At 62.3% G+C, this 6,280-nt stretch carries 8 protein-coding genes; 7 read left to right on the top strand and 1 reads right to left on the bottom strand.

Translation table 11 applies throughout. The features are described from left to right. Nucleotides 1–348: 348 nt before the first annotated feature. From modA to BLP82_RS10555, 7 genes are all read left to right on the top strand, one after another. A complete protein-coding gene (gene modA / locus BLP82_RS10585; RefSeq protein ID WP_092167322.1) occupies nt 349–1,101 on the top strand; it encodes a molybdate ABC transporter substrate-binding protein in 753 nt (250 codons plus the stop codon). After that, entirely contained in the window at nt 1,102–1,782 is a 681-nt protein-coding gene (modB, locus tag BLP82_RS10580) for a molybdate ABC transporter permease subunit (RefSeq protein ID WP_092167319.1), read from the top strand. It abuts the gene before it with no gap. 3 nt (nt 1,783–1,785) lie between these two features. After that, on the top strand, nt 1,786–2,865 hold the full coding sequence (gene modC, locus BLP82_RS10575; protein WP_092167317.1) for a molybdenum ABC transporter ATP-binding protein: 1,080 nt from the start codon (nt 1,786–1,788) through the stop codon (nt 2,863–2,865). A 190-nt stretch (nt 2,866–3,055) separates the two neighbouring features. Continuing rightward, a complete protein-coding gene (locus BLP82_RS10570) occupies nt 3,056–4,093 on the top strand; it encodes a DNA topoisomerase IB (RefSeq protein ID WP_092167315.1) in 1,038 nt (345 codons plus the stop codon). Nucleotides 4,094–4,226: 133 nt separating this feature from the next. Continuing rightward, nucleotides 4,227–4,790, top strand: a complete 564-nt coding sequence (locus tag BLP82_RS10565) for an ATP-dependent Clp protease proteolytic subunit (protein ID WP_092167312.1) — start codon at nt 4,227–4,229, stop codon at nt 4,788–4,790. A 125-nt stretch (nt 4,791–4,915) separates the two neighbouring features. Continuing rightward, nucleotides 4,916–5,095 (top strand): con-10 family general stress protein, encoded by a 180-nt coding sequence (locus tag BLP82_RS10560; protein ID WP_060741657.1) that lies wholly within the window; start codon nt 4,916–4,918, stop codon nt 5,093–5,095. A 141-nt stretch (nt 5,096–5,236) separates the two neighbouring features. Next, nucleotides 5,237–5,707 (top strand): arsenate reductase ArsC, encoded by a 471-nt coding sequence (locus BLP82_RS10555; protein WP_092167309.1) that lies wholly within the window; start codon nt 5,237–5,239, stop codon nt 5,705–5,707. A 4-nt stretch (nt 5,708–5,711) separates the two neighbouring features. On the opposite strand, the gene BLP82_RS10550 is transcribed toward BLP82_RS10555, so the two are convergent. After that, the gene (locus BLP82_RS10550; protein WP_092167306.1) at nt 5,712–6,245 is read right to left on the bottom strand and encodes a DUF3087 family protein; all 534 of its coding nucleotides are present in this window, start codon (nt 6,243–6,245) and stop codon (nt 5,712–5,714) included. Between the last annotated feature and the right edge of the window lie 35 nt (nt 6,246–6,280).

The following is a 6,280-nucleotide window of genomic DNA, read 5'->3' as shown; positions in this document are numbered from 1 at the left end:
CTCGCGGGTATAGACCTTTCTTTCGTTCATGGAACCTCCAAGTTGGCGAAATCATATCGCCCTTAAGAGGTGTCCGGAATTATTAGGCCAGTTCAAGCTCGCTCCCACAGAGATAGGGGCAACCGGCAAATCTGGACACACCACCGGACCTGTGGGAGCAAGCCCGCTCCACAGGGTTGCGAGGTGAACATAAATCTCGCAATCACCTCCGCCCCCTGTGGGAGCGAGCTTGCTCGCGATGGGGCCAGCCCTCGCCCACTTGTTGCCCAGGCAAAATGTCACGTTCCGTTTGTCGGCCATTCGCTATATATTTCGGTATATAGCGAACCTGCCCTCGGAGCCTCACCTATGCACCTCACCCGCTTCGCGCCGTTGCTGTTGATCCCGTTCCTGAGTATTGGCACCGTCCAGGCCGCCGAGGTGCAGGTGGCGGTCGCCGCCAATTTCACCGCACCGATCCAGGCCATTGCCGCCGATTTCGAAAAAGACACCGGGCATAAACTGGTAGCGGCGTACGGTGCCACCGGGCAGTTCTACACGCAGATCAAGAACGGCGCGCCCTTCGAGGTTTTCCTCGCCGCCGACGACACCACCCCGGCCAGGCTGGAAAGCGAAGGCGACACCGTCAAGGGCTCGCGCTTCACCTACGCGGTCGGCACCCTGGCGCTGTGGTCGGCCAAGGACGGTTATGTCGACAACCAGGGCCAGGTCCTCAAGCGCAACGATTTCCAACACCTGTCCATCGCCAACCTGAAAACCGCACCCTATGGCTTGGCCGCGACCCAGGTGCTGGACAAGCTGGGCTTGACCGAGCAGGTCAAAAGCAAGCTCGTCGAAGGCCAGAACATCACCCAGGCCTACCAGTTCGTCTCCACCGGTAACGCTGAATTGGGCTTCGTCGCCTTGTCCCAGGTGTACAAGGACGGCAAAGTGACGAGCGGCTCGGCGTGGATCGTCCCGGCTGAACTGCATGACCCGATCAAACAAGACGCGGTGATCCTCACCAAGGGCCGGGACAACCCCGCCGCCGTAGCCCTGGTGGATTACCTCAAGGGCCCGAAAGCCGCCGCCATCATCCAAGCCTACGGTTACCAACGCTAAATGCCCCTGACCAGCGCCGACTACGCCGCCATCTGGCTGACCCTGAAACTGGCGTCCTTGACCACGGTGATCCTGCTGCTCATCGGCACGCCCATCGCGCTGTGGCTATCACGCACGCGCTCCTGGTTGCGCGGGCCGGTGGGGGCGGTGGTGGCGTTGCCGTTGGTGCTGCCGCCCACGGTGATTGGCTTTTACCTGCTGCTGGCATTGGGGCCGAACGGCTGGATCGGCCAACTCACCCAAGCCCTCGGGCTGGGCACCCTCACCTTCAGCTTTACCGGGCTGGTGATCGGCTCGGTGATCTATTCCATGCCGTTTGTGGTGCAACCGTTGCAAAACGCCTTCGCTGCCATCGGCAGTCGTCCCCTGGAAGTTGCCGCCACGCTGCGAGCCGGGCCCTGGGATACGTTTTTCAGCGTCATCCTGCCCCTGGCCCGTCCCGGTTTCATCACCGCGGCGATTCTGGGTTTCGCCCACACCGTCGGCGAATTCGGCGTGGTGCTGATGATCGGCGGCAACATCCCGGAGAAAACCCGGGTGGTGTCGGTGCAGATCTACGACCATGTCGAAGCCCTGGAATATGCCCAGGCCCACTGGCTGGCGGCGGCGATGCTGGTGTTTTCTTTCCTGGTACTGCTGGTGCTGTACTCCAGCCGCCGAACCCGTGCCGGTTGGAGCTGATCGATGATCAACGCGCGCTTGCAACTCGACCACGGGGCTTTTTCCCTGGACCTGGATGTGCAACTGCCGGGCCGTGGCGTGACGGCCCTGTATGGGCCTTCCGGCTCCGGCAAGACCACCTGCCTGCGCTGCATTGCCGGGTTGGAGCGGCCGGCCCGGGGCTTTATCGAGGTCAACGGCCAAGTGTGGCAGGACAGCGCGCACGGCGTGTTCGTGCCGCCCCACAAGCGGCCGGTGGGGTATGTGTTCCAGGAGGCGAGCCTGTTCGCCCATCTGTCGGTGCGGGCCAACCTGGCGTTCGGCCTCAAGCGCATCGCGCCGGCGCAACGGCGGGTGGACATGGACCAGGCCACCGATCTGCTGGGTATCGGGCACTTGCTCGATCGCCAACCGCACAACCTCTCCGGCGGCGAGCGCCAACGGGTGGGCATCGCCCGAGCCTTGCTCACCAGCCCGCGGCTGCTGCTGATGGATGAGCCGCTGGCGGCCCTGGATACCCGGCGCAAAAACGAAATCCTGCCTTATCTGCAACGACTCCACGATGAGCTGGACATCCCGGTGCTGTATGTCAGCCATTCCCAGGACGAAGTGGCGCGCCTGGCCGATCACATCATGCTGCTCGACGCTGGCCGCGCGCAGGCCAGCGGCCCCCTCGGCGAAACCCTGGCCCGGCTCGACCTGCCATTGGCCCTGGGGGATGACGCCGGGGTGGTGATCGAAGGCAAGGTCAGCGGCTATGACCCGGCGTACCAATTGCTGACCCTGAACCTGCCCGACAGTCAACTGAACGTACGCGTGGCCCACACGTCCCTGGCCCTCGGCCAGCCGCTGCGCTTCAAGGTCCAGGCCCGGGACGTCAGCCTCAGCCTGGCGAACGATGCCCAGACCAGCATCCTCAATCGCCTGCCGGTCACCGTGGTCGGCGAACAGGCCGCCGACAACGCCGCCCATGTGCTGGTCCGCCTGGAGGCCGCCGGCACGCCGCTGCTGGCACGCATCACCCGCTATTCCCGCGACCAGTTGAAACTGCAGCCGGGGCTGGTGTTATGGGCGCAGATCAAGGCGGTGGCAGTGTTGGCGTAGTTCCCTTGTGGGAGCGAGCTTGCTCGCGATGACGGCGACACATCCACCATTGATGCAAGCTGATTCACCGCTATCGCGAGCAAGCTCGCTCCCACAAGGGTTGCGGGCAGCCGCAGAATCTTGGCACGACCGCAACGGGCTGCGGTCAATCGATCACAGGCCACCGGATTCGCTGCCAAGGACTTTCTTCATGCCCGACACCCTGCCGCCGGATGCACTGCCGGCCGACCTGCATTACGTCGACGACACCGCCCCCGGCATCACCCGCAAGAAATTGCGTGGCAAGTTCTGTTATTTCGACCCGCAGGGCCAGCGCATCACCGACGCGGCCGAGATCCAGCGTATCAATGCCCTGGCGGTGCCGCCGGCCTATACCGATGTCTGGATCTGCACCGACCCCCGAGGTCATCTCCAGGCCACCGGGCGCGATGCCCGCGGGCGCAAGCAGTACCGCTACCACGCGCGCTGGCGTGAGGTGCGCGATGCGGACAAGTATTCGCGGATGCTGGAATTCGGACGTGCCCTGCCGCGCTTGCGCAAACGCCTGGAGGACATCCTGGCCAAACCCGGGTTCAGCCGCGACAAGGTCATGGCCACCGTTATCACCCTGCTCGACCTCACCCTGATCCGAGTGGGCAACACCCAATACGCTCGCGACAATCGCTCCTATGGCTTGACGACCCTGCGCAACAAGCATGTCGAAGTCAACGGCAGCGCTATCGCCTTCCAGTTCCGCGGCAAAAGCGGCATCGAGCACCAGATCACCGTGAAGGACCGGCGCCTGGCGCGGATCATCAAGCGCTGCCAGGAGATCCCCGGACAAAACCTCTTCCAGTACCTGGACGAGAACGGTGAGCGTCACTCCGTCAGTTCTTCGGATGTCAACGCCTACCTCAAGTCTCTCACCGGTGCCGATTTCACTGCCAAGGATTACCGTACCTGGGCCGGCAGCGCCGCGGCGCTGGCCGGGCTGCGGATGCTGTCCTGGGAAACCGAGAGCGAGGCGAAAAAACATGTCGTCGAGATGGTCAGGCAGGTTGCCCGGCAACTGGGCAACACGCCGACCGTCTGTCGCAAGTGCTACATTCATCCTGCGGTGGTGGAGGCTTTTTTGCTCGGTGCCCTGAGGCAATTACCCAAGCCCCGCCTGCGCAAAGGCCTCAGCGAAGAGGACGCCGCACTGGCGATATTTTTGCAGCGCATGGCCGAAGCGGCCCAAGCGTGCTGAACAGAAAAGGGACGTGATGGGGCCGTCCGCGCCCAACCGGAGATGAGGAACATCCGAAGGCCTGCGAACTCCCAACTGTACGGCACAGCCGATCCGCAGGTACTTCAAAGGGTGAAATCGACAGGAGTTGCAGATGTCCGAACACATTGTCCATTTCCATTGCCAGATCGATCAGGGCACCACGGAACGCTTCCGGGACAATTGCCTGGAAGCCCTTGAAAAAGGCGCCGACTCGCTGATGCTCAACCTCTCCACCGTCGGCGGCAGCACCAACTTCGGTTTTACGCTCTATACCTTCATCAAGTCCCTTCCCGTTCCGGTGCGAGCCGTAAACGCCGGCAACATCGAGTCGATGGGCATCGTCATGTTTCTCGCCGCCAGCGACCGCACCACCACACCCCACTCGCGCTTTCTGATCCACCCGATGAACTGGTACTTCGGCCAGAAATCGGTGGACCATTCCCGCTTGCGCGAATACCTCTCCAGCCTCGACAACGACGTGGCGCGGTATGTGGAGATCTACGTCAAGGAAACCGCCGGCGCTGCCACTCAACTGGATATCTTCAAGTGCCTGTGTGCCGAGGAACGGGTGATCCCAGCGGAAAACTCCCTGGCCTTTGGCATCGCGCACCGGGTCGAGCAGGTGGTTTTTCCAACGGACGCCAAGCATTGGAAAGTCAGCGGCGGCGAGGACTGAAGGGAAGCCAACCGGCGGCTGACCACTCGTCGCCAGCAAGCGGTTTTTTTTAAACTTCACTCGGCCATTTTCTTTCACAAATAATGCGAGGCACGTTGCTCGCTCAAACAATGAGGATTATCGAAATGGCCAGTAGCGGAAACAAAAACCCAGGCAACTTCGCCAATGATCGTGAAAAAGCATCCGAAGCCGGCAAGAAAGGCGGACAGGCGTCGGGCGGCAACGTTGCCAACGACCGGCAAAAAGGCATGGGAGCCGGTAACAAAGGTAGCGAACGCAGCCAAGGAGGCGGCAGAAAATCGTAACCACCCAAATCGTTGGGGCGCAGAGGTACTGCGCCCCGGCGCTGTCCGCTCTCGCCCTCGCTAAAAATACGAAATTCCATATATTCGATTGTCCGCATATACTCCGGCTCAGCCCAACCTTGCGCTTATCGGAGCCGATCAATGAAAGTCCTCTTCATGTGCACAGCCAACAGTTGCCGCAGCATTCTCAGCGAAGCGATGTTCAACCATCTGGCCCCGGCCGGATTCCAGGCCATCAGCGCCGGCAGTTTCCCCAAGGGCCACGTGCTCCCGCGCACCCTGAGCACCTTGCAAGAAGCCGGTATCAGCGTAAAAGGCTTGCGCAGCAAGGGTAACGACGCGTTCGAGGGCAGCCCGCCGGACATCGTCATCACTGTGTGCGACAGCGCCGCTCGCGATGCTTGCCCGGTGTACTTCGGTCCGGCCATCAAGGCCCACTGGGGCCTGGTCGATCCATCGACCGTCAGAGGCAGCGATGATCAGATCGGCCAAGCCTTCCATGCCGCCCTGGATCGTATCGAAACCCGCTGCCGAGCCTTCTTCGCCCTGCCCTTCGACCAACTGGACGCCCAGGCCCTGAAAGCCGAGCTGGACCGCATCGGCACTCTCTGACCGCTCAACCGGCGTTGTACGCCTGCTTCACCGTCTCGATCCAGCTTGGGTCCAGGCGCGACTGTTCGGTGTCCAGGCCCAGCGCCTGCATGTTCGCCAGGTGCGCGTCGGCTTCACGCGTGAGGGAGCCCTGGGCACTGGAGTTGGCGTCCAGCCGATGCATCTGGGCCAGTCCCAGGTGATAGAAGCGCAGCAGCTTCATGGCGGTGGGGTCCTGGGCCTGCACACCGGCCTTCACTTGGTGCATCACGTTGGTGATTTTCATCAGGCTGCGCTTGAGCTGCCAGCCGTATACCGCGGCGGCCATCCACGGCTGCGACCAGAAATACCGGCGCATCAGCACAGCCATCGCCAACACCGCGACAATCACCCCGCCGAGGTTGAAGCGAAAGTTATCACCTCCCGGCGTACCCAACAGCATCACGGCCAGGCTGGACAACAGCATCGCCAGGGCCAGGAACACCACCGCGATGATCAGGGTGCTGCGGCGGGTCTGCCTGCGGTAGGTGTCGCCATCCCACGGTTTGATCTCGAACATCGCGGCGCAATTTCCTTGTACGGCATCAAAAGAGT

Source organism: Pseudomonas sp. NFACC37-1 (assembly GCF_900101575.1).
Taxonomy (GTDB): Bacteria; Pseudomonadota; Gammaproteobacteria; order Pseudomonadales; family Pseudomonadaceae; genus Aquipseudomonas; species Aquipseudomonas fluorescens_AA.
Note: the sequence above shows the minus strand (reverse complement) of the source record. Positions and strands in the feature narration are given on the sequence as shown.